General features: G+C 45.4%; 16 protein-coding genes, 1 pseudogene and 1 CRISPR repeat array. Of the genes and pseudogenes, 7 read left to right on the top strand and 10 right to left on the bottom strand.

Annotation, left to right across the window (positions count from 1 at the left end; genetic code table 11):
- The 3 genes and pseudogenes from K4039_RS15490 to K4039_RS15480 form a co-directional block, all read left to right on the top strand.
- Positions 1-243: pseudogene (locus K4039_RS15490) on the top strand (RNA methyltransferase); the annotation flags it as partial.
- A gap of 256 nt (positions 244-499) precedes the next feature.
- Positions 500-2,104 (top strand): serine hydrolase, encoded by a 1,605-nt coding sequence (locus tag K4039_RS15485; RefSeq protein ID WP_265236283.1) that lies wholly within the window; start codon positions 500-502, stop codon positions 2,102-2,104.
- A 416-nt stretch (positions 2,105-2,520) separates the two neighbouring features.
- Positions 2,521-2,916, top strand: a complete 396-nt coding sequence (locus K4039_RS15480; RefSeq protein ID WP_265236281.1) for a hypothetical protein — start codon at positions 2,521-2,523, stop codon at positions 2,914-2,916.
- Between the two features lie 88 nt (positions 2,917-3,004).
- Here the strand turns inward: K4039_RS15480 and K4039_RS15475 are convergent, their stop codons facing one another.
- The gene (locus tag K4039_RS15475) at positions 3,005-3,232 is read right to left on the bottom strand and encodes a hypothetical protein (protein ID WP_265236279.1); all 228 of its coding nucleotides are present in this window, start codon (positions 3,230-3,232) and stop codon (positions 3,005-3,007) included.
- Positions 3,233-3,407: 175 nt separating this feature from the next.
- Here K4039_RS15475 and K4039_RS15470 point away from each other — a divergent pair, with 175 nt between their 5' ends.
- Positions 3,408-3,833 (top strand): endonuclease domain-containing protein, encoded by a 426-nt coding sequence (locus K4039_RS15470; protein WP_265236277.1) that lies wholly within the window; start codon positions 3,408-3,410, stop codon positions 3,831-3,833.
- 74 nt (positions 3,834-3,907) lie between these two features.
- Here K4039_RS15470 and K4039_RS15465 read toward each other — a convergent pair whose 3' ends face one another.
- The 7 genes from K4039_RS15465 to K4039_RS15435 form a co-directional block, all read right to left on the bottom strand.
- The gene (locus K4039_RS15465) at positions 3,908-5,434 is read right to left on the bottom strand and encodes a phosphomannomutase/phosphoglucomutase (protein WP_265236275.1); all 1,527 of its coding nucleotides are present in this window, start codon (positions 5,432-5,434) and stop codon (positions 3,908-3,910) included.
- Positions 5,435-5,642: 208 nt separating this feature from the next.
- Positions 5,643-5,879, bottom strand: coding sequence for a hypothetical protein (locus tag K4039_RS15460; protein ID WP_265236273.1), 237 nt, complete (start codon positions 5,877-5,879; stop codon positions 5,643-5,645).
- 198 nt (positions 5,880-6,077) lie between these two features.
- Positions 6,078-6,983, bottom strand: a complete 906-nt coding sequence (locus K4039_RS15455; RefSeq protein WP_265236271.1) for a D-hexose-6-phosphate mutarotase — start codon at positions 6,981-6,983, stop codon at positions 6,078-6,080.
- A gap of 393 nt (positions 6,984-7,376) precedes the next feature.
- A CRISPR array of direct repeats spans positions 7,377-9,169; the repeat unit is 37 nt; unit sequence GTTTCAATCCCTAATAGGGTTTTAGGTATTTTCCGGC.
- A 271-nt stretch (positions 9,170-9,440) separates the two neighbouring features.
- Complete coding sequence (gene obgE, locus K4039_RS15450) at positions 9,441-10,481, bottom strand: GTPase ObgE (protein WP_265236269.1); 1,041 nt, start codon at positions 10,479-10,481, stop codon at positions 9,441-9,443.
- Between the two features lie 252 nt (positions 10,482-10,733).
- On the bottom strand, positions 10,734-11,609 hold the full coding sequence (locus K4039_RS15445; protein WP_265236267.1) for a Mo-dependent nitrogenase C-terminal domain-containing protein: 876 nt from the start codon (positions 11,607-11,609) through the stop codon (positions 10,734-10,736).
- A 587-nt stretch (positions 11,610-12,196) separates the two neighbouring features.
- On the bottom strand, positions 12,197-13,270 hold the full coding sequence (locus tag K4039_RS15440) for a bifunctional 2-polyprenyl-6-hydroxyphenol methylase/3-demethylubiquinol 3-O-methyltransferase UbiG (RefSeq protein WP_265236266.1): 1,074 nt from the start codon (positions 13,268-13,270) through the stop codon (positions 12,197-12,199).
- A gap of 351 nt (positions 13,271-13,621) precedes the next feature.
- Complete coding sequence (locus tag K4039_RS15435; RefSeq protein WP_265236287.1) at positions 13,622-13,942, bottom strand: 30S ribosomal protein PSRP-3; 321 nt, start codon at positions 13,940-13,942, stop codon at positions 13,622-13,624.
- Between the two features lie 167 nt (positions 13,943-14,109).
- On the opposite strand from K4039_RS15435, the gene K4039_RS15430 reads away from it, so the two are divergent.
- Positions 14,110-14,898 (top strand): TIGR01548 family HAD-type hydrolase, encoded by a 789-nt coding sequence (locus K4039_RS15430; RefSeq protein ID WP_265236263.1) that lies wholly within the window; start codon positions 14,110-14,112, stop codon positions 14,896-14,898.
- A gap of 263 nt (positions 14,899-15,161) precedes the next feature.
- Here the strand turns inward: K4039_RS15430 and K4039_RS15425 are convergent, their stop codons facing one another.
- Complete coding sequence (locus K4039_RS15425; protein WP_265236261.1) at positions 15,162-15,980, bottom strand: tetratricopeptide repeat protein; 819 nt, start codon at positions 15,978-15,980, stop codon at positions 15,162-15,164.
- An 82-nt stretch (positions 15,981-16,062) separates the two neighbouring features.
- Here K4039_RS15425 and K4039_RS15420 point away from each other — a divergent pair, with 82 nt between their 5' ends.
- Both K4039_RS15420 and K4039_RS15415 read left to right on the top strand, forming a co-directional pair.
- A complete protein-coding gene (locus tag K4039_RS15420) occupies positions 16,063-16,809 on the top strand; it encodes a cobalt-precorrin-6A reductase (RefSeq protein WP_265236259.1) in 747 nt (248 codons plus the stop codon).
- Positions 16,810-17,094: 285 nt separating this feature from the next.
- Positions 17,095-18,630 (top strand): NAD(P)/FAD-dependent oxidoreductase, encoded by a 1,536-nt coding sequence (locus K4039_RS15415; RefSeq protein WP_265236257.1) that lies wholly within the window; start codon positions 17,095-17,097, stop codon positions 18,628-18,630.
- 428 nt (positions 18,631-19,058) lie between these two features.
- Here K4039_RS15415 and K4039_RS15410 read toward each other — a convergent pair whose 3' ends face one another.
- Positions 19,059-20,273: a CapA family protein gene (locus K4039_RS15410; RefSeq protein WP_265236255.1), complete on the bottom strand. Its 1,215-nt coding sequence runs from the start codon at positions 20,271-20,273 to the stop codon at positions 19,059-19,061.
- Positions 20,274-20,289 lie beyond the last annotated feature (16 nt).

The following is a 20,289-nucleotide window of genomic DNA, read 5'->3' as shown; positions in this document are numbered from 1 at the left end:
GAGGGATATTACCAGCAACTAGAAACGCTGCTGCTGAAAATTGGCTATTTGCAGCCGCACACAGCAGCAAGTCGGATGGAAAAATTTCGGCGTTTGTACAATCGCGCTTATCCGACAGTGGATGAAGTCGCCATGCTACGGGGCGTGATTCGTCAAACAGAATGGGGATTAAAAAGTTATCCGCGATCGCCAGTTTCTGATATTCTTGATGGGGCTCTGCCCGAAAATCCAACGGATACTTAGGGCAAATGGTGATAATTTGGGATGTGAGATTAACAATTTTTGGTGACAACTTGACCTACCCACTTGTCACCAAAGAAACCGGGTTTCTTGACTAAAAACCTACGCTTTAAGGTAATTTCCCAGCAATCAACCCGGTTTTTGATACCACGGGTGCGTTTGGGATCAATCCAAAATCTCAAATCCAAAATCTCAAATTGATTGGCTGGTAAGCTAAAAAATCTTAAACTTAAACTTTACAGTGTACAAGGAGTAAGACGTGGCAGAGCGGTTTCCCAAACGATCGATATTATCAGTGATGTCCTCGCTGGCCTCTGCCGACTCCGGCCCAAAGCCGCCTAAATCCGGCAAAGCAAGTCAGTCTGGCAAATCCGGTAGCCGCCGCCCTCCTCAACCGCCAAACGGCCCGGAAATTCCAACATCAGAACCTGCGACTTTCCCACCACAACCAAGCCGCAGCAAGAGAAGTAGAGCCAATACTCCCGCACCTACCGCCGCAGAATTGAGCGCGCAGGACTTTTTGTCAAATCCCCAATCGGCGATTAATCCCAGAAAACCCCGAACTACCAAAACTCCCCAGTCGAAGACTCGCCAACCGCGTAAAAAAGGCCTCGCTGCTGTGGATATGTTCGTTTTTCCCGAACCGACTTCTCCTGTCAGCACTCCCGCCAGCAATCCCATCAGCGAAACCCAAACTACAACTCCCCTCGCACCTCGAAAAAGTCGAGCCAGCACACCACCAGAGAGCATTCCAGACTCGGTAATAGCCCCCAAGCTCAAAAAAGCTCCCGTGCCGAAGCCACGCTCGCAATCGAGCCAGAGACCGGGCAAACGCTCTGCAACTCGGAACGTGCCACCGTTGGTATACGCTACTCGGTTGCTGATTTTGGGAGTTGGGATTGCGGTGATTTGCGGTACGCTGCTGTCAGTGGTAAATGCTGTGAGTCGATCGAGTGTAGCGACACAAGAAACGCCCGCAGGCAAGAACCCAGCCGATAGCGCAATTGCAGCCCCAGCCGCCCCAGAAGCATTGCAATTGAATCAAGAATTAGCAGCTTTGAAAACGGAAGTTCAGGTTTTAGCAACAGAAAATCCCACTTTGACAGCAGGAATATTTCTAGTTGATTTAGATAGTGGAAGCTACCTAAATTTTAACGGCGATACTCCTTTTGCTTCAGCGAGCACAATTAAAGTGTCAATTTTAGTAGCTTTTTTCCAAGCAGTAGACGAGGGCAAAATCCAGTTAGATCAGATGTTAACTGTGAAGCCGGAAAATATTGTGGGCGGTTCTGGAGATATGCAGGATGACGGGCCTGGTAAGAAATATTCGGCTTTGGAAGTTGCCAGAAAAATGATTGTGATCAGCGATAATACGGCGACAAATATGATGATTGAGTTGTTGGGAGGTGCTGAGGTTTTGAATCAGCAATTTGCCAACTGGGGATTGAGGGCGACGGTGTTGCGGAATAAGTTGCCGGATTTGGAGGGAACGAATACTACCAGCCCAAAGGATTTGATCAATATCATAGCCCAGATCGATCGCGGAAATTTGGTTTCTGTCAAATCGCGCGATCGTATTTTGCAAATCATGCGCCAAACTAAAAACGATTCTTTGCTACCGAGAGGCTTGGGCGAAGGAGCAGTGATTGCTCACAAAACGGGCAACATAAATACAATGCTAGCCGATGCAGGGATGGTGGATTTGCCAAACGGTAAGCGTTATTTAGTAGCGGTGATGGTGAAGCATCCGGCGGAAACAGAGAAACCAGCTCAAACATTGATTCGGGATATTTCTAAAATGACTTACCGCTATTTGAACGATGGGGAAACGCCCGCAGATTCAAAAGTGAAAATTAAAAATTAATTGATTCACTGTAAAATTGGTTTGAGGAAAACCGGGCGAATGGAATTCGCGGCTACAAAAACAAAACCCGCCTCCGTGGGTTGAAGAAAACCGGGCGAATGGAATTCGCGGCTACACAAACAAAACCCGCCGACGCGGGTTGAAGAAAACCGGGCGAATGGAATTCGCGGCTACACAAACAAAACCCGCCGACGCGGGTTGAAGAAAACCGGGCGAATAGAATTCGCGTCTACAAAAACAAAACCCGCCGACGCGGGTTGAAGAAAACCGGTAAAAATTATATTTTACGTTATTTTCTTGAGTCCCTCTGATCTCGGACATCGTTTGTGTAGACGCGGTTTCAACCGCCGTATTCTCTATTCCGGGTATGTTAGCGCAAGCCCTGTAGAGTTTAGAAACTATAAAGAGTTTGTATTATGAAACTAAACACCCGACTGACTTGTTTGATAGCGCTTTCAACCTTAGCTGTTGGAGTCTCCCCCGCCTTGAGCAATCCCCTTCGCTCTTCTCAAAGTCAACTCACCGATATTACAGTTATTTCCAATAACATCGAACTGAATCGAGCCAAAAACTTAGCCCGTCAAGCAGCAGAAAATGCTAACGGAGGTTTGGGACAATATCGAGCCGAAGCATCGATGCACGGTGCATCAGCAGAATCGCCTTTTGTTGACAATGGCGATGGTACTTGGACATTTACTTTTCAAGGTTACAAACCCGGTTCGTCTGTCTATACGGTAGAGACGGTTGTGACTGTTTCCCAAGAAGGAAGCATCACAGTCAATTACAACGGGCGCATTCGTAGCTCTAACTAATTTTAACCATGCTGGGGAAAGTTGCGATCGCCAATCCTAGAATTATTTTAGTCGATTTGGGCGATCGCACTCTCAGTCAATTTTAGATTTACAGAGATTCAAAACTAGCAGTAAAGCCCTCTAAAGTCAAGCATTCTTCCATAAAATCCTCTACATCATTGACATTCTCAATCTGATATTCCATGATCCGTTCACCGTCGCCTTTCATCTTTTTGGAAGAAAGAGGCGTAGCCGGATATTTGTCAGCAATGACTTTGAAAGCTTTGGAATTGAGAGTCCAGCTTTCCGCAGAACATTTAATGATTAACAGCCACATGATAAAATTCCTCCTTTGGTTTGGTTTATTAATAGTGTGAAACAGATTGTGCCACGATCGGGTAAAGGTGAGGTGCGATCGGATATTATTTTTTGGATTTTGGATTTAGCCACCAAGGAAACCACCTATGGGAGGGGTATCATAAGATAAATCACAATTACGTATCTTCAACTTTATGAGATACCACATCATCCCCTATAACCCCAAACTTAAGGAATTTGCTCGCCAGTTGCGCAACAATATGACCCCAGGCGAGATCAGTCTTTGGAAATATGTCAAAGGCAAACAAATCATGGGCTATGATTTCGATCGCCAACGGCCTATCGATGAATTCATAGTAGACTTTTACTGCAAACAATTAATGCTGGCGATCGAGATTGATGGATCTTCCCATGACAGTGAGGAAGCGCAAAAGCGCGATCGAGAACGACAATCTCGGTTGGAATCGCTTGGCGTGAGATTTTTGCGCTTTACAGAACAAGATGCAAAGTATCACGTTGAAGGTGTTCTAGAGGTTATTCAGGGTTGGATTTTGCAGAATGGATACAACCCAATCCCGCTCAAAGGCCGAGGCGGAAACAGACCCCCAGCCCCTCTCTAGAGGACACACCCCCAGCCCCTCTCTAGAGGGGAGCTAGATCCGGTCCCCCTCCCAGGAGGGGTTAGGGGTGGGTCTTATCTCCATAGTGCCGACAAATCAAGGGATTCTGTTGTTTGGAAAAAAGCTAAAAGCCGATCGACTATTTGAGCAACACCACCCTTAATATTAGACTCAACATTCAAAGGCATCACCGGATCGTGCAGTGACAAGCGTAGCAGAAACCAGCCCGATTCGCTAGCTGACGTGCAGGAAATTCGCAAACCTTCGTAGTTATTGGGCACGATTTGCCAGTCCGTTTGGGTTGAGACAAATTCTTGCAGTTGCTCAATTACCTGATTTCCGTGGGCTTTGAAATCATCCACACCAATTTTAATCCGAAACTCTGCACTTTCTTCAGGTTCTTGTAAATTTGCAATCAAATCTGGCAAAGATTGATTAGCCAGCTTGGATTTAGCCAATTCAATCAACAATTTGCTGACCAAATAAGCGCCATCATCCAGAAAGTAATTTTCCTTCAAAGCGCCATGTCCAGAAGTTTCAATGGCTAGCCATGATTCCTGTCCGGCTTGATTGAGGCGAATCGACTCATCAATCACATTTTTGTAGCCGCGTTTAAACCGATGGTGAATTCCTTGCAAATCCTGTTCGATGAATTGCGTTAAACCATCGGATGTGATAGAATCGGTGACGATGGTTGATGCTGGGTGCTCTTGGAGGACGATCGCCGAAATCAACGCGATTAACCGATTGCGATTCAGTTCCTTGCCAAATTGATCCACAGCCGCACTGCGATCGACATCCGTATCAAAAATAATCCCAAAATCAGCTTGATTGGCAATTACCGCTTGACAAATTGACTGCATTGCCTGTTTATCTTCGGGATTCGGCACGTGATTTGGGAAAGTACCATCTGGTTCTAAAAATTGACTGCCGGTGGTGTCTGCACCTAAAGGTTTTAAGACTTGATCAACATAAAATCCGCCCGCACCATTCCCCGCATCCACAACAATTTTCAATCCAGCTAGTGGCTGCTCAAAATTATCGGGATGATTGACTGATTCCCTAATTTTCTCTACAAATTGGTTGCCATAAACTGAGATAAAATCATGCTTGGTAATCTTACCGGGCGCTGCGGCTGACTGAAATTCATTGCTGGCAGCTAGTGTTAAGATATCGGTAATATCTTTTTTTTGTAATCCACCATTGGCGGTGAAAAACTTTAAGCCATTGCGATTAAATGGTAAATGGCTAGCTGTGAGCATAATCGCGCCGTCGCACAGAAAATCGGGGGTGATTGTACTCATAAACATGGCGGGAGTTGAGGCCATTTCAAAGTCGTAGACTGTGGCACCAACTGAGGCGATTCCGTCCATGACTGCTTGCATTAATGTTGGCCCGGAGAGGCGGCTGTCACGCCCGATCGCAATTATTAACTTTTCCACAGGTTTGTGGACTTTTTGCACCAACCAACTGACAAAGGATTTACCTAGGATTGTGGCAATTTCGGGCGTGAGGTTGACTTGTTCACCGAGAACCCCTTCGAGGGCGATACCGCGAATGTCTGAGCCGTTTTGCAGTTTTGTCCAGTTATAATTTTGCATAATCATTGATGGTAATATTTTGGAAACACCTTATTTTACAGCAAATTTTTATCTAAAATTGTTACATTTATTGCATTTGAGAGTATTAGGACTTACACATAAGTACCAAAGAAACCGGGTTTCTGTGAAAAATCTAAGATTCTCAACTAAATATCTAGGAAGAAACCCGGTTTCTGGGCTCGGCGCGCATCTACAATATCACCTGATTTCATGGTTGATAGATTTCTTGAGCATCTTCTAAAGAATATTCAATCTCATCATTTTCGCCGAAAAGTTGCGTTAATGCAAAATCTTGCCACTGGGTACTTTGCCATTCCGTGTATTCTGATGCTGGTATTTTCTGTTGGGTGGTTATAGATAGGATTAAGCTGGCAATTTGTTCAACAATATGATCTGGTAAGCTATCAATCTGTTGATGTAGTTGTTCGCGAGTAGTGGAAGACATAAATAAAATTTCCTCGTCAAATTTGTTTGTGGTCACAATACCAGATGTTCGCTGTTGATTTTCCTATAACTTTTCTTGAGATATCATTATAGCAATATCTCTGAAGGTAAGACATTCTTCGTCGTTACGGTGACAGAGTTTTTCAATCCAACTCTGGGAATTTTAGCTCCATCACCGCTGAGATTAAGCTCTCATCTATTAATCGCGTTCAACGCTATAAATTGCCTGCAAACTGAACTCGCCATGCGCGGGAACTTCCACAATATCCGTCGCAGCATTGGTCGTTTCTACGCAGATTAAGCGCTGATAATCTGCATCATCAAGGTCGGCCATGTTTTTAGATATTGTCACCCAGGGATTCCACACAACGGCGGATTTACTGCCAGATGATTTAATCCGAATTCGACGATTGAGGGCGCTATCGTCTATGACGAATTCGTTGGTGACATCGAGATAAATTCGATCGACCTCACCGACAGCTACAACTGCACCTACTTGAGTTTTTTCGACTCCACCGTCAACTTTATCAAGATATTGGCTGTTTTCTAAACCCAAAACCTGCACGCGGTTGATGTCGCCGACTAGGAAGTAGGTGTGGAAAGCTTGGGTGAGGGGAAATGCTTTGTCACCGAGATTGCGGGTGATTAATTCTACTGTGAGAGTGGTGCCGACGGTAATTACGATCGCCAGTTCAAAGGCTTGGGGCCAAATTGCTCTAGTTTCCTCGGTATCCTTGAGGCCTAAAGTGACTTGGGTTGCGCCGTCTGGTGTGGTGGAGGTGTTGACGACATTCCAGAGGCGATTGCGGACAAAACCGTGGGCTGGGCGGCCCAAACCTTCGGGATCTGGGCCAAACCAGGGCCAACAGATTGGTACACCGCCTTTGATGGCTTTTCCTTCGGCGTAGTAGGCTTTGTCGCTGAGGAACATCAAATCTGCGGTTTCGGTGGCTGGTTGGAAGGAGAGCACTTGGCCGGAATACACAGAAATTAAGGCTTTGGCTTGGCCGTTGTCGATGTGAATCATCGGGAAACCGCCGTTTCCGGTGGCGAAGGTGAGGTGGCCGGCGATGCTGTAGTCTGTGTTTAGTTGGTCAATACTCATGCTGGTGGCCTGGTTAATTGCTTCCCAATTATCCGATATTATGGTGGCTACGGTTGTTTGTATTGTTGAGTTTGAGTGGGATGTGCGATCGGTTAATACAGTTGTAATGTGGATAATATTGATGTGTTCTGAGAAAATTTAGGTTTGCTGGCGAGAGTATCTGGGAAGAAACCCGGTTTCTGGGAATTACGCAAAGATTAAGAAACCGGGTTTCTCAGAAAATCTAGGTTGGTGGCGAGAGTATCTGGGAAGAAACCCGGTTTCTGGGAATTACGCAAAGATTAATACCACTGGTTTTTGATATCAATTGCCAAAAATAATACTAAATCCCCGATACGAATTTAGGGTTTTTCTTGCTGTTTTTGATTGTGCCAATCTGCACAGGTATAACGGTTTCAAGCCCTAGACCGGAAAATAGGTATTTTCCGGCGTAGTGATTCAAAAGCGCCGAGGTGTAGCGCTTTTGGTTTCAATCCCTAATAGGGTTTTAGGTATTTTCCGGCGGTATTGATTTAAGAAAACGTACTCCCATAAATTTAAAAAGTTTCAATCCCTAATAGGGTTTTAGGTATTTTCCGGCAATCGGATCAAGAGTGGATACAACAAGCGAACAGGTTTCAATCCCTAATAGGGTTTTAGGTATTTTCCGGCCTTCCTTCATTCTGCGGATCACCTTTGTCACGGCTAGTTTCAATCCCTAATAGGGTTTTAGGTATTTTCCGGCTCACAATGCCATTGCGGATCGATATCATTGGTATAGTTTCAATCCCTAATAGGGTTTTAGGTATTTTCCGGCGATACGCTGTGGTTAAGCTCAATTATTATGCTTGTTTCAATCCCTAATAGGGTTTTAGGTATTTTCCGGCCTGACTGGAAAAAGGGGAAAAAACATGAGTCTTAAAGTTTCAATCCCTAATAGGGTTTTAGGTATTTTCCGGCTTTTCGATTGCGGAACGACGCGCTTTGTTGTACACATAGGCGTTGGTTTCAATCCCTAATAGGGTTTTAGGTATTTTCCGGCCTGTGCTAAGCATCTTGAAATGTGGTACGAGTCCGACTTTGTTTCAATCCCTAATAGGGTTTTAGGTATTTTCCGGCCCATAGAAAAGTTGTTGAAATCCCCTCCTGCTAGTTTCAATCCCTAATAGGGTTTTAGGTATTTTCCGGCCAAAACTGCTGGCTCGGTACTTCCAGAAATTAATAGGTTTCAATCCCTAATAGGGTTTTAGGTATTTTCCGGCTTGAAAACTACTACAGCAACGTCAACAAACGCCCAATTCCGTTTCAATCCCTAATAGGGTTTTAGGTATTTTCCGGCTTGGCAAAGGATTGCTAGATTCGATATCTTTTGCGTAGTTGTTTCAATCCCTAATAGGGTTTTAGGTATTTTCCGGCGTGGCAAACGAAACCCTAAATTAACTATTTCAATGTTTCAATCCCTAATAGGGTTTTAGGTATTTTCCGGCTTGAATACGAATATTGGAGAGATGAATGCTATGCCGTTTCAATCCCTAATAGGGTTTTAGGTATTTTCCGGCTTTGGACTAAAAAAGGTTTGGTGCAATCACAGATGTTTCAATCCCTAATAGGGTTTTAGGTATTTTCCGGCGTAAGAACTCCCGGACATATATCTAAGTTCGGGGGATGTTTCAATCCCTAATAGGGTTTTAGGTATTTTCCGGCTTGCAAACACATTTGGCAAACTGAAATCGCACCCGAAGTTTCAATCCCTAATAGGGTTTTAGGTATTTTCCGGCGTAAGCAGCCATTCCAGCAAGCTGCCTTTCGTTCCGTTTCAATCCCTAATAGGGTTTTAGGTATTTTCCGGCTTCCAACTGTTTGGAGTGTAGCTGTAGATGGCACGTTTCAATCCCTAATAGGGTTTTAGGTATTTTCCGGCATCGACTGGTTTGTGGTAGTTCTGGCACTGTTTGGTTTCAATCCCTAATAGGGTTTTAGGTATTTTCCGGCTGCGTCAGGCGTGGCTCCTAGCTGTATACAGGGTGTTTCAATCCCTAATAGGGTTTTAGGTATTTTCCGGCTTTTTGTCTGCGCGCCCGCAGCGGGAGGCAGCGGGTGTTTCAATCCCTAATAGGGTTTTAGGTATTTTCCGGCGCGCTGGTAAAAAGTTTGGATTTCTTCATGCGCGGTTTCAATCCCTAATAGGGTTTTAGGTATTTTCCGGCCGCCCGTTCCAGAAGGCTTGCTGTATTTGGTTTTCAACGTTCATTTGCGTCTGTATTAGCAAAAATACCATTTCAGCCACCGGCTTGTCAAGAGGCAAAATTTTCAACAGCCCTCAAAACCAATCACAGCAACCATTACAGAGTTTGCGGAAATCGTTTTTTTCGGCTAAGTACCTCAAACCCATGCTCTGCAAGCAATACAGCCGAAAAACTTGACCCCTCAAAAAAAACACCTACCGGTTCCCGCAAATTCTCATAAATCAGAACCGGGCTACAAAACTCCGACTGCTGACAGCGCCTCCGCTTCAACCTCGTTCATCTCATCGAGTTTCTGCCAAACTTGGTGCATCAACTCATCCAACCCAACTCGACTCACCGCCGAAATCATCAACACCGGAGCACCGCTGATTTCCTGCAATCGCGCGATCGCATTTCCAATTTCCTCATCCTCAAGATCGATCGCATCTACCTTATTAAAAGCCAAAATCTGCGGCCGATCGCCCAAACCTCGCCCATAAGCCTTCAATTCTTCTTGAATTGTGATGTAATCGGCGATCGGATCTTCATCAGTAATATCCACCAAATGCAGCAACAACCGAGTCCGTTCAATATGCCGCAAAAACTCATAACCCAAGCCCGCGCCCTCGTGAGCCCCAGCAATTAATCCAGGAATATCAGCAAAAACAGTACCGTCGCCGCTCGGTTTCCTGACTACGCCCAAATTCGGAATTAAAGTTGTAAACGGATAATCTGCAATCTTCGGACGCGCCGCCGACAAAGCAGAAATTAGCGTCGATTTGCCCGCATTCGGCAAACCAATAATTCCCACTTCAGCTAATAGCTTCAATTCCAAACGCAAAAACTTATGTTCCCCTTCTTTTCCCGGCATCGCATAATCTGGAGCCCGGTTAGAATTTGTCAGAAAACACTTATTTCCTAAACCGCCTTTGCCACCTTTGGCCACACAAAAAGTCTGTCCCGGCGTGACTAAATCTGCTAAAACTGCCTGAGTTTCCGCGTCGTAAACTACTGTACCGCAGGGAACTTCAATTGTGCGATCGTCCCCAGAAGCCCCAGTCATATTCTTCGGCGCGCCCTTCTTCCCGTTTTCGCCTTTAAAAATCCGGTTGTACTGGAAATCTAGCAGCGTTTGCAGGCTTTCCACCGCCACCATAAACACAGAACCGCCCCGCCCGCCGGTGCCACCGCTTGGCCCGCCCGCCGGTATATACTTTTCTCTGCGAAAAGCTACCATACCGTCGCCGCCTTTGCCGGCTGCGACTTGAACATCCGCTCGATCGATAAATTGCATAATTTAGTCAGTTGTCAGTTGTCAGTTGTCAGTTGTCAGTTGTCATTAGTTATGATACCAGATCCAAGTACAATGTTTATCTTTTGGTGCGCTGTGTACCATCCTAATCAACTAATTAGTAGTCATTGGTTAATAGCTGACACTCATTAATCGAACATTTCAAAAGAATGACAACTAACAACTAGCAACTGACAACCTGACAACTGACAACTAGCAACTAACAACTGACCAATGACAACTGACAACTGACTACTAACAATATGTCGATACATCTTCCTTACAATCATCTGCCAAATAGCAGAGAGCTCGAAAGCGCATCCCCACCAACTGTTCGTAAAGTGGGTTAATCTGGCACATCGCCGGAATGTGGACGATTTTGCGACCAAATAGTACGACATCTCGCTCAAACGGACACTGAGACGGAATCATTTTGCAGACGAAATGTGCCACTCTGGGATCGTGAACTTCCCAGGCGTCAAGCCAGTCTTTGACAGGTTGCAGGACATTTTTGTGGTGAGGTTGAGGTGGCCGCGCCGAAAGCGGTGTTGCTGCATAATCAACGACTGCTTGGCTGCTTGGGCCCTGCGGCTGACAGTTGCTGTCTTCGATGGTGTGTCGCAGAGATTCGATCGCCTCGACGTTATGACCCAAAGCTATGCAAAAATTGTAAAGTACCTCGTCTTCGCTGAGCGAGTACGTACCGTCTGCTAAGGCTACCATGACTGCTGTTCTCAAAAAATTCTCGCCGTTGGCGGTTCCTTTCCCTAACACAGCAGCTAGTTCCTCTGGGGCAATCGGTTCAAAACCGGCATCGAAAGATACTGGATGTAATTGATCCTGAGTTAGATTCGCAATCATTTTTTGCTCGTTTTCGTCAAAGTTGCCGTCAGCCCAAGCAATTGTCAGCAATCCCCGCAGCCAAGCGGCAATCTCTTGATCCGTGCAGTTGCATTTCGCGTTACTCATCAGCATTTCCAGTTCGATATACCAGTCGATTTGTTGGTTTGGAGCGGGATCAATATTCCACCCTAAATAATTTTTACTGCTTTTTTGCTCGATCGATCTTTTTGTTGAAGGTTTGTGCCCGAAGATTGCTCCAAACGCTTGTAGTGGACGTGTTAAAAGCATATTTGTGTCTCAGGAGTGTCGCTGTCTAGCGAGCTAATCTATTGGCTAATTCTATTCCCCTAAAGTGTCATCTATCTGGAGGAATAGGTTTGTCTGATTCATCTTAACTATAGTTGCACCGATTCGAGATGGCGATCGAATTTTTGGCAAGAAATAACAGATTGGCTAATATAGGATCTGCTAGGGAACCCAGTTTCTCGCGGACGGGGCGATCGAACTTCGCTATGTTTATATCTTAATATATATTTTTGTAAATTTTTGTGTATCGGAGCGCAATATTTGACAGCGAGCCGGCTTAATGCTTTGGAAAGAACAAAAGCTGATGCAACTATTACCGTCTATCAAGGGTTATGATTGCTGTGTTCGTCTAGAAATAATACCATTTATCAAAAAAAATTACTGCAAAAGAAGTGTTGGGTTTGTTTGCTGAATCTGTTTGTCGGGTGCGTCGCTGTGAAACTCTCTATCGAATTGAGAGCTTCTCGACAGGGACCCACCCACGGCTTTATGTATACTATTCCCTTCTTCCTTCTGTCAACAGCCAACTATCAACTATCAACTGTCAACTGTCAACTGTCAACTGTTACTTAACTGCGGCGACACAAAATCCAACGCAATTCCATCGGCGGGCGTCCATTTGCCATCGGGAAAACATCTCTACCCGTGGCCCAACTGGGAAACCAGGGCGTCGGAGGCCAGGCTTCTTTTGGCAGGTGGTGGCGTTCGTACTCCCACACCAATTCGTCGGAGATTTGGACTAAGGGTAAGCCTTCCATTGCGGTGGCGAGCTCTTGGGGCGTAAATAAAGTAGACCAGGAGAGTTGGGCAACTTGTCGCACGAGGGGATCAGGCTGGTAGTCGCCGACAGTTAAGAATGTGCTGAACAACAACACGCCTCCGGGACAGAGGAAATCGCACATTTTAGCGAGGAAAAGCCGTACTTGATCGATGTCTCGAAAATGTGAGATGACTTCGGCGGCAACTGCCAACTGGTAGCGGGCTGGTTTCATCCGCATTAACGGGTCGAGCACATCGCCTTCTGTTACTGTGACGGGAAGGTTTTCGGCGGTTGCGGCTGCTTGCAATTGTTCTGCAAAAGCTGGGGTGAGCTCGATCGCATCTACAGAATAGCCTAATCTCGCCAGCGGCAAGGTATTGCGGCCAGTACCAGCACCCACGTCTAAGATGCGGATGCGATCGGGATTTCCCAATTTAGCAGCCGTTGCCATCAATTTTGCATCGGGATGGGAGCCAAATAGAGGCGGTTCTCTAGTGTCAACCCAGCTTTTATATTGTTCTCCAACTGTTGAAGTAGTGACAATTACTTTGCAAGCTAAACCGGTTTGTGGCGGCTCCACAGATTCGTATTGCAGGATCATCATTGATGCTGTTGAGGTGCGATAGCCCTGTTCTAACTTAGTAACTAAAAGCTTTCTGAGTTCCTCTTTACGGTCTTCTGGGAGGGGTCTGTCAAGGGTGCTAAATAGCTTTTCGATTGACTTGAGATAGTGGTTTACCATTCCCGGTACGCAGGGGAAAGCTAATTCTCCGCGTGCGGTGACACGAGTATTGATTTTGTAGAGGATGGCTTGCTGGAGAATGTCGGGATTTACTACCAGCGGTAGCTGTTCGGTTTGGTCGATCGTGCTTTCGGCGCCCATAAGTTCAGTTGACAGTTGACAGTTGACAGTTGACAGTTGACGGTTGACGGTTGACAGTTGTCAGTTGTTAGTTGTCAGTTGTTAGTTAAAAAAAATAGTATCTTGTAGATACGATGTTTTTGCCCTGATCTACTTAGAGCTTTGTTTTGGATAAATCTTAAATTTATAATCTCAAATCTACCAAGCCCAAAATCCGATTAAGTCTGAAAATTCGAGTTAATATCTCGATCGACTGTAGCGCATTTAAATTGGATCTTTTACGGCGAGGTGGAAAAAGCGTCAAATCTTCCCGCCTTCTCCCCCCGTCAGCCATCACAGGCAATTTATCTGGGTAGCAACTTAAAGCAGGGCTTAGTTGCTGCCGGTAAAAGTCACTTCGGGGAACTTTGACTGAGCCTCAGTCATCGGGCGCCGTCTGCCTTCCTCTTGCCAGTAGTTGATCACTTCTGTGGCTTGGTTAAGGACTTCGACGCGATCGTTGTCAGCAATCCAGTGTTTGGCTTCGAGTTCGTTTTTGAGTTCTTCCCACGCATCCTTGCGGGGCCAGAAAAAGTAAGCAGTCAGCGGGCTAGTTCCTTTACCGACCACTTGGTCAACGGCGAGGGCAACATTCTCTTCTAGCCAGAGAACTTTTAAGATGAACTTGGACAAGCAAACCTCCGGGGTTCCGATCGAACTTATTAAAAATTTCTACAATCGCTAAGTGTAGCACATTCTGTTCAATAATGAGTCATCGACGATTAAAAGTTTTGTCGCGCGGCTGGGTTTCCCGCTGCTTATGGGCTGGAAACCGATAAAATTTGTGCAAAACCCGCCCCAGCTACAGGGATAATTAAGTTGTGAACAGAGTTATTTTAGTTTTTGACATTGACGGTGTGGTGCGGGATGTGTCCGGTTCCTATCGGCGGGCGATCGCCGATGCGGTAGAACATTTCACGGCGGGTGCTTTTCGCCCGAATTCTCTGGATATCGACTCTCTGAAGTCGGAGGGAGTGTGGAATAATGACTGGCAAGCGTCTTTCGAGTTAGTTTGCCGTTATTTTGAGCGGATTGGGCGATCGCGAAATCAACTTGCTTTCAACTATGACGAATTAGTCGCTTTTTTCCAAAGTCGGTATCGCGGAGATGACGATCAAAATTGGACTGGTTACATTTGTGACGAACCGCTACTATTAAGTCCAGCTTACCTGGAAAATTTAACAGTTGGAGGGATTATTTGGGGCTTTTTCAGCGGGGCGATGCGAGATGAAGCAGCTTATGTTTTGAAAGGGAAACTCGGCTTAAATTCTCCCGTGTTAGTGGCGATGGAAGATGCACCGGGAAAACCAGATCCGACTGGACTTTTCGCCGCAATTGAACAGTTGGAAAACCTGCACGATTTAGACAAAAATTTGCCCGTGATTTACGCCGGAGATACAGTTGCCGATATTTACACTATTGTGAAAGCGCGGGAAGTACAACCAAATCGGGTTTGGCTGGGGATAGGAATTTTGCCACCTCACGTTTTGGATGATGCTGTGCGCTGCGAGGCCTATGCTGCGGCGCTGAAAAATGCTGGTGCAGCAGCAGTTTTTAGGAATGTCGAAGAGTTGACTGCTGCACGAATTGGAGAATTAGACGGCGGTTGAAACCGCGTCTACGGAAGATCAGAAGATCAGACGGCGGTTGAAACCGCGTCTACACAAACGATGTCCGAGCTCAGAGGGACTCAAGAAAATAACATAATTTAAACCGTCCGATCTTCAACCCGCGCAGGCGGGTTTTGTTTGTGTAGACGCGGTTTCAACCGCCGTCTTCTTCGGATAATATTGGCATTTTTGGGGAGAATTCCTGATTGCAAAATGCCGTACAATCATCGGGATTCTCGAACTTTACCATTAACACTTTGAAATTATTTCAAATTCAAAAAATCGTCTAAGGCGCTAACTACAACTGGCGGCCAGCGACGGGTTTTTGCCACCCAATCGAGGTGTTTGTAGCGGGAATCGAGGCCGACTGCGGCTACCCAATTGCTCTCAGCTTCACCGGGCTGTCCTGCCTCCCAAAGACAGGCACTGAGGGCTGCTCTCATGTCAGCAAATTGGGGATATCTGCGGACAATATTTTTCATGTTGCGAATTGCTTCTTTGGTTTGCCCGTTTTGATAAAGTGCGAGGGCGTGGTTGGCGCGGGCAAAGGCGTATTCTGGAGCTAATTCAAAGGCTTTTCCGTAGTCGGCAATTGCTATTTCCCATTTACCTAAACCTGCTTCGGCGTTACCTCGGTTGTTGTAGGCTGCTGGATCTTTGGGGTCTAATTCTAGTACATGATTGTAGTCGGCGATTGCTTCTTCCCAGCGTCCTAAACCTTCTAAAGCTGTGCCGCGATTTAGGTAGGGATCGGGGGCATTGGGAGCTAGTTCGATCGCCTTTTCGTAGTCAGCAATTGCTAGTTCTAGTTTATTTTGGCTAACTCTAGAATTACCTCGGTTACTCCAAGCTGCGGCTTGTGAGGGAAATTTGTCAACGATTTGAGTCCACAAAGTTTCGGCTGCGGGAAATTTGCCTTCGTTTGTAGCTTCAAAAGCTTTCTGAACAAGTTCTCCTAATTCCTGCTGGGGATCGGCGAGATCTGTTGGTTGTACTTGTGCGGTAGCGGGCGCGATATTTCCCAACCAAACTAACCCAGTTACAATTAATACTGTAAAAAATGTGAAAAGTGAGCGAATCATCTTTGGTGGCAGTTGAAACTTTACTTAAAGACATTATTAACCGAAATTCCGGGTATTGGTTCGATATTTTAGGAGTAATTTTATGAAAAAACGCTTATTAATTTTGGGCGGAACGGGTGATGCTGTTGAACTAGCTGCCAAAGCGTCTCAAATCGCTGATATCGAGGTGATATCTTCGTTAGCAGGACGCACTAAACAGCCTTTGACCCCAAAAACGGGTACGGTGCGAATTGGGGGGTTTGGTGGGGCGACTGGGCTGGCTGAGTTTTTGCGTTGTAGCCCGATCGACTTATTAATCGATGCGACTCATCCGTTTGCGGCGCAGATTTCTGCCAATGCTGCGATCGCTGCGGTTGAGTGTAATGTCCCTCATTTGATGATGGTGCGCCCTGGTTGGGAGATGGTGGAGGGCGATCGCTGGATTGAAGTTGCCAACCACTCGGAGGCTGCAACGGCTTTATCAGGGCAGTCTCAGCGGGTGTTTTTGACGATTGGTAGGCAGGAATTGGCTGCCTTTGCGGGTTTGGATGCTATTTGGTTTTTGATGCGGGCGATCGATCCTCCTGCACCCAATACTCCTGTTCCTAACGGTAAATTGTTATTAGCAAGGGGGCCTTTTTCTTTGGCAGATGAGCGGCAATTGCTGTTAGAATATCGCATCGATACAATTGTCAGCAAAAACAGCGGCGGCGCTGCTACCTATGCGAAAATTGTGGCTGCTAGGGAACTGGGTATTCCGGTTGTGATGGTGCAGCGGCCGCCGATTCCCGATGTTGAGCAGGTTGCTGATGTTGAAGGGGCAATTTCTTGGTTAGTTGAGCAGTTATGAGTTATTAGTTATTAATTACATCCTTTTGGCGATCGGAATGTACCCGATCCAGAAACTGAGGTTGTAGCAGCCAGACTGCAAAAATTGCTCTCCCCCTTAGTGTCTAATCAACTAGCCTACTAGCAGCAGTTGGGGTTAAGGTCGCAGATCTGACGGGGTGACAACGCTTCTGTCTTTTTAATAGCGATCGATTTAAACTCTTATAAGTGCAAGGCTTTCCGGTTGCTGGTCACTGCCTCAGTAAAATTATTCTAATACCCATACCAAATAAGGAGACTCAAATATATGCAATACAAAAACGGTATGCCCATTGCCATTATTGGCGCGGGAATATCAGGCATTACGACAGCCCATATTCTCAAGAAAAATGGTTTCCAAGCAGTTGTTTTCGAGAAATCCCAACAGGTTGGCGGAGTATGGGCACTTGCATACCCAAACGTACACCTGCAAAATATCAAGGAACAGTATCATTTATCTGATTTTCCCTGGCCATTCACCCCTGATTTACATCCCACCGGAGAACAAATCCTGAATTATTTGGAGCAAGCGGTCAACCATTTAAATCTTGATGTGCGGTTAAATCACGAAGTTATCGAACTCAAAGAAACAGAAGATGGTTGGCTATTAAAATATAAAAACGAGGATGGCGTTCACGAAGAATTATTTGGATACGTCGTTATCTCAGTTGGGCAATATACAGAAGGAAAGTATCAACCTGAATTTCCAGGTATAGAAAATTTCGGCGGCAAAATCATCACTGAACGGGATGTCCACACCCTTGATATATTCGACAATCAACGAGTTGTAATCCTTGGCTTCGGAAAAAGTGCTTTGGACATGGCGACTTTCGCAGCCAAACAAGGCGCACAAGTAAATCATGTATTTCGTACACCGCGCTGGCTTGTGCCAGAATGGATTTTGGGCGTACATTTTACCCACGCATTATTCAGCCGTTTTGGAACAGTGATGATGACAAGTTGGGCACATCCAACCGCCATTGAACGTTTCCTGCACAATCGCCTTGGTTTCATTGTTTCAGGTTTTTGGGATTTGATTGCATCCATCTTCCGCTTTCAAGTTCAGCGAAATGCTTCTGGAAAAGGTCAAGAGGCCCAGCGCCGCATCCAAGCTGTACAACCAGATCACAAACTATTGCCTGATTTACGTTCAGCCACAGCGGTTGCGCCTGAAAATTACTATCCGTTTATTGCAGAAGGAAAAATCTCGCCCCACCGTGCAGAATTATCTGGTTTTTCGCGAGAAGCAGTAAAGTTGAAAAATGGTTGCGAGATTCCATGCGATTTAGTCATTCTATCTTTGGGTTCGCAAACGCCGATTTTTCCATTTTTGCCTGATCAATATCGAAAAATGTTGGAAACCGAACCCGATGGCGTGCAGTTATATCGCCACTTGCTTCATCCTCGCATTCCTGGCATTGCCTTTGCCGGGTTCAATCATGGATATATGCACGTGCCAGCAGTCGAAATTGCCACACAATGGCTGTGTGCTTACTTGCGTGGTGAACTTGAGTTACCTTCCAGCGAAAATATGGAAAAAAGTATTGAATATATCCGCCAGTGGAAACGCGCAAATATTCAATTTGAACCTTCGCGATCCTGTGCGATTAACACTCGCTTTCAACAATATATTGACATCATGCTTAAAGATATGGGTGTTTCTCCTTACCGAAAATTGCCTAACGTTTTCGCTGAGATATTCGGCAGATATCAATCATCCGATTATCTTGGCGTATCGGAAGAATATAATCACAAAAAGAAAAGTCGCTCTACTCCACTACACCCTCTTCCGTTGGATACATGATTGCTTCTAAAGCTTACCAGGGGGTCAATTGATATAAATTCCGGTTGCACCGGAATTATTGTTGACTGTTGACTGTTGACTGTTAACTGTCAGTCAACAAACTGAATGATAGTTGAGTATTGACTGTTGGTTCGATTGTACAATTCCGATGCTAGCGGAGTTGATATGACGCGCTATTCTGCTGTCCATTTCGCACTTATTGGAAAGGATATCCAAGTTTGGGTAAATTTATTTGCTGACAATTCGGCATGATTGTTCGATCGCCAAAATCTAAGTTTTCTACCCAAAATTTGAGTAAATTCTGAGCATAATTCCTGATTGAAAAATGCTTCCCTAGCTGAAGTTATTACCTTACCAATGGGTACTGCCTGGGAATATAAATCTCTCGGCTATGCCTTCAATTCCAATCACCAATTCTAAATGCCAAATTACTTTGATTTTTTCTGACTATTCAAAGAATTAAGATGATTTTTCATCTCTTGTAAATATGCTTTTAAAACTGGATACTGCGAAGTTGTTAGCAGCGCATCTTTTTTCTGGGTGACAGTTGTTTCTAATGGCAGAATGCGATAGTTAGATTTATTGTTCAGAGTATAGCGGTGTACCCAAGTTGGAATTGCTTTGATGCTAGTAATTTCTGTAGTTTTTTCGGGAAATTTCTTGCGAATATTGATTTGCAAAATTACGCCTAAGTCTGTATGATCTTGAGTCTGACCGGAGATGAAGTTTCCCATTGAATAAATTGCTACGGCTTTTCTTGTTTTCCCGTTTTTTCCGGGGAATTTAAAGATTTTGTAAGGCTGCACGACGTGGGGATGACTGCCGAGAATGATGTCTGCACCGGCTTTTAATAAATTTTCAACTAATTGTTTTTGTTGGGGGTTTGGCTGTCGCTGATATTCGTCGCCAAAATGTAGGGAAATTGCAATTATATCTGCTCCTTTTTTTCTGGCTTTGGCGATGTCTTTGACTATCTGTTTTTCGTCAATTAGCGAAACCAGGTAATCTTTGCCTTTGGGTATCGGGATGCCGTTAGTGCCGTAGCTGTAGGCTAACATCGCAAGTGAAATCTTGTTTTTGGTGATGATTAAAGTCGTATCGCCCGCTGCTTTCGATTTGGCTGTCCCTGTGGACGCTATTTTGCGATCGCCCAAATTCGCGATCGTCTTAATTACTCCTGTTTCTCCCCGATCCAAAGCATGATTGTTGGCAGTTGTCAAGATATTAAATCCAGCTTTTTTAGCCGCATCCAGTAATTGAGCCGGTGCGTTAAATAGCGGATATCCCGTATATCCGCCCGCATCTTTGCCCGCTAAGGGTGTTTCGAGATTTCCCGTTACCCAATCGCCTTTTGACAGGATGCTTTTAACTGGTGCGAAGAAATTATCAAAATTGTATGTTTGCTTTTTTGCGTCGTAGCCCGATCGCGTTTGCGTACTGTGCATCATGATATCGCCCACAGCAATCAGTTGTGCTTCTTTGATTTCAGACTTGGGTTTTGCGCGTATAGTGGCTGCAATGGGCGATGGCATCCCGCCCCGCAAGCTACGACTTTCGCGCTGTATATTGGGTTTTGGCGTTTGGATGTCGCAGCTTGCGATCGAAAGCACAGCAATTACCGAAAGCAACCGACGAAAATCCATAACTTTTAATAGTGAT

Origin of the sequence: Lyngbya sp. CCAP 1446/10 (assembly GCF_026130175.1) — a bacterium.
Taxonomy (GTDB): Bacteria; Cyanobacteriota; Cyanobacteriia; order Cyanobacteriales; family Microcoleaceae; genus Microcoleus.
This window is presented reverse-complemented; position numbering and strand designations above follow the sequence as displayed.

Coding starts and splice junctions, on each gene's coding strand:
- K4039_RS15480 (WP_265236281.1), top strand. CDS start 2,521: ATGAAACTAAACACCCGACTGACTTGTTTGATAGCGCTTTCAACCTTA.
- K4039_RS15475 (WP_265236279.1), bottom strand. CDS start 3,232: ATGTGGCTGTTAATCATTAAATGTTCTGCGGAAAGCTGGACTCTCAAT.
- K4039_RS15470 (WP_265236277.1), top strand. CDS start 3,408: ATGAGATACCACATCATCCCCTATAACCCCAAACTTAAGGAATTTGCT.
- K4039_RS15465 (WP_265236275.1), bottom strand. CDS start 5,434: ATGCAAAATTATAACTGGACAAAACTGCAAAACGGCTCAGACATTCGC.
- K4039_RS15460 (WP_265236273.1), bottom strand. CDS start 5,879: ATGTCTTCCACTACTCGCGAACAACTACATCAACAGATTGATAGCTTA.
- K4039_RS15455 (WP_265236271.1), bottom strand. CDS start 6,983: ATGAGTATTGACCAACTAAACACAGACTACAGCATCGCCGGCCACCTC.
- obgE (WP_265236269.1), bottom strand. CDS start 10,481: ATGCAATTTATCGATCGAGCGGATGTTCAAGTCGCAGCCGGCAAAGGC.
- K4039_RS15445 (WP_265236267.1), bottom strand. CDS start 11,609: ATGCTTTTAACACGTCCACTACAAGCGTTTGGAGCAATCTTCGGGCAC.
- K4039_RS15440 (WP_265236266.1), bottom strand. CDS start 13,270: ATGGGCGCCGAAAGCACGATCGACCAAACCGAACAGCTACCGCTGGTA.
- K4039_RS15425 (WP_265236261.1), bottom strand. CDS start 15,980: ATGATTCGCTCACTTTTCACATTTTTTACAGTATTAATTGTAACTGGG.
- K4039_RS15420 (WP_265236259.1), top strand. CDS start 16,063: ATGAAAAAACGCTTATTAATTTTGGGCGGAACGGGTGATGCTGTTGAA.
- K4039_RS15415 (WP_265236257.1), top strand. CDS start 17,095: ATGCAATACAAAAACGGTATGCCCATTGCCATTATTGGCGCGGGAATA.
- K4039_RS15410 (WP_265236255.1), bottom strand. CDS start 20,273: ATGGATTTTCGTCGGTTGCTTTCGGTAATTGCTGTGCTTTCGATCGCA.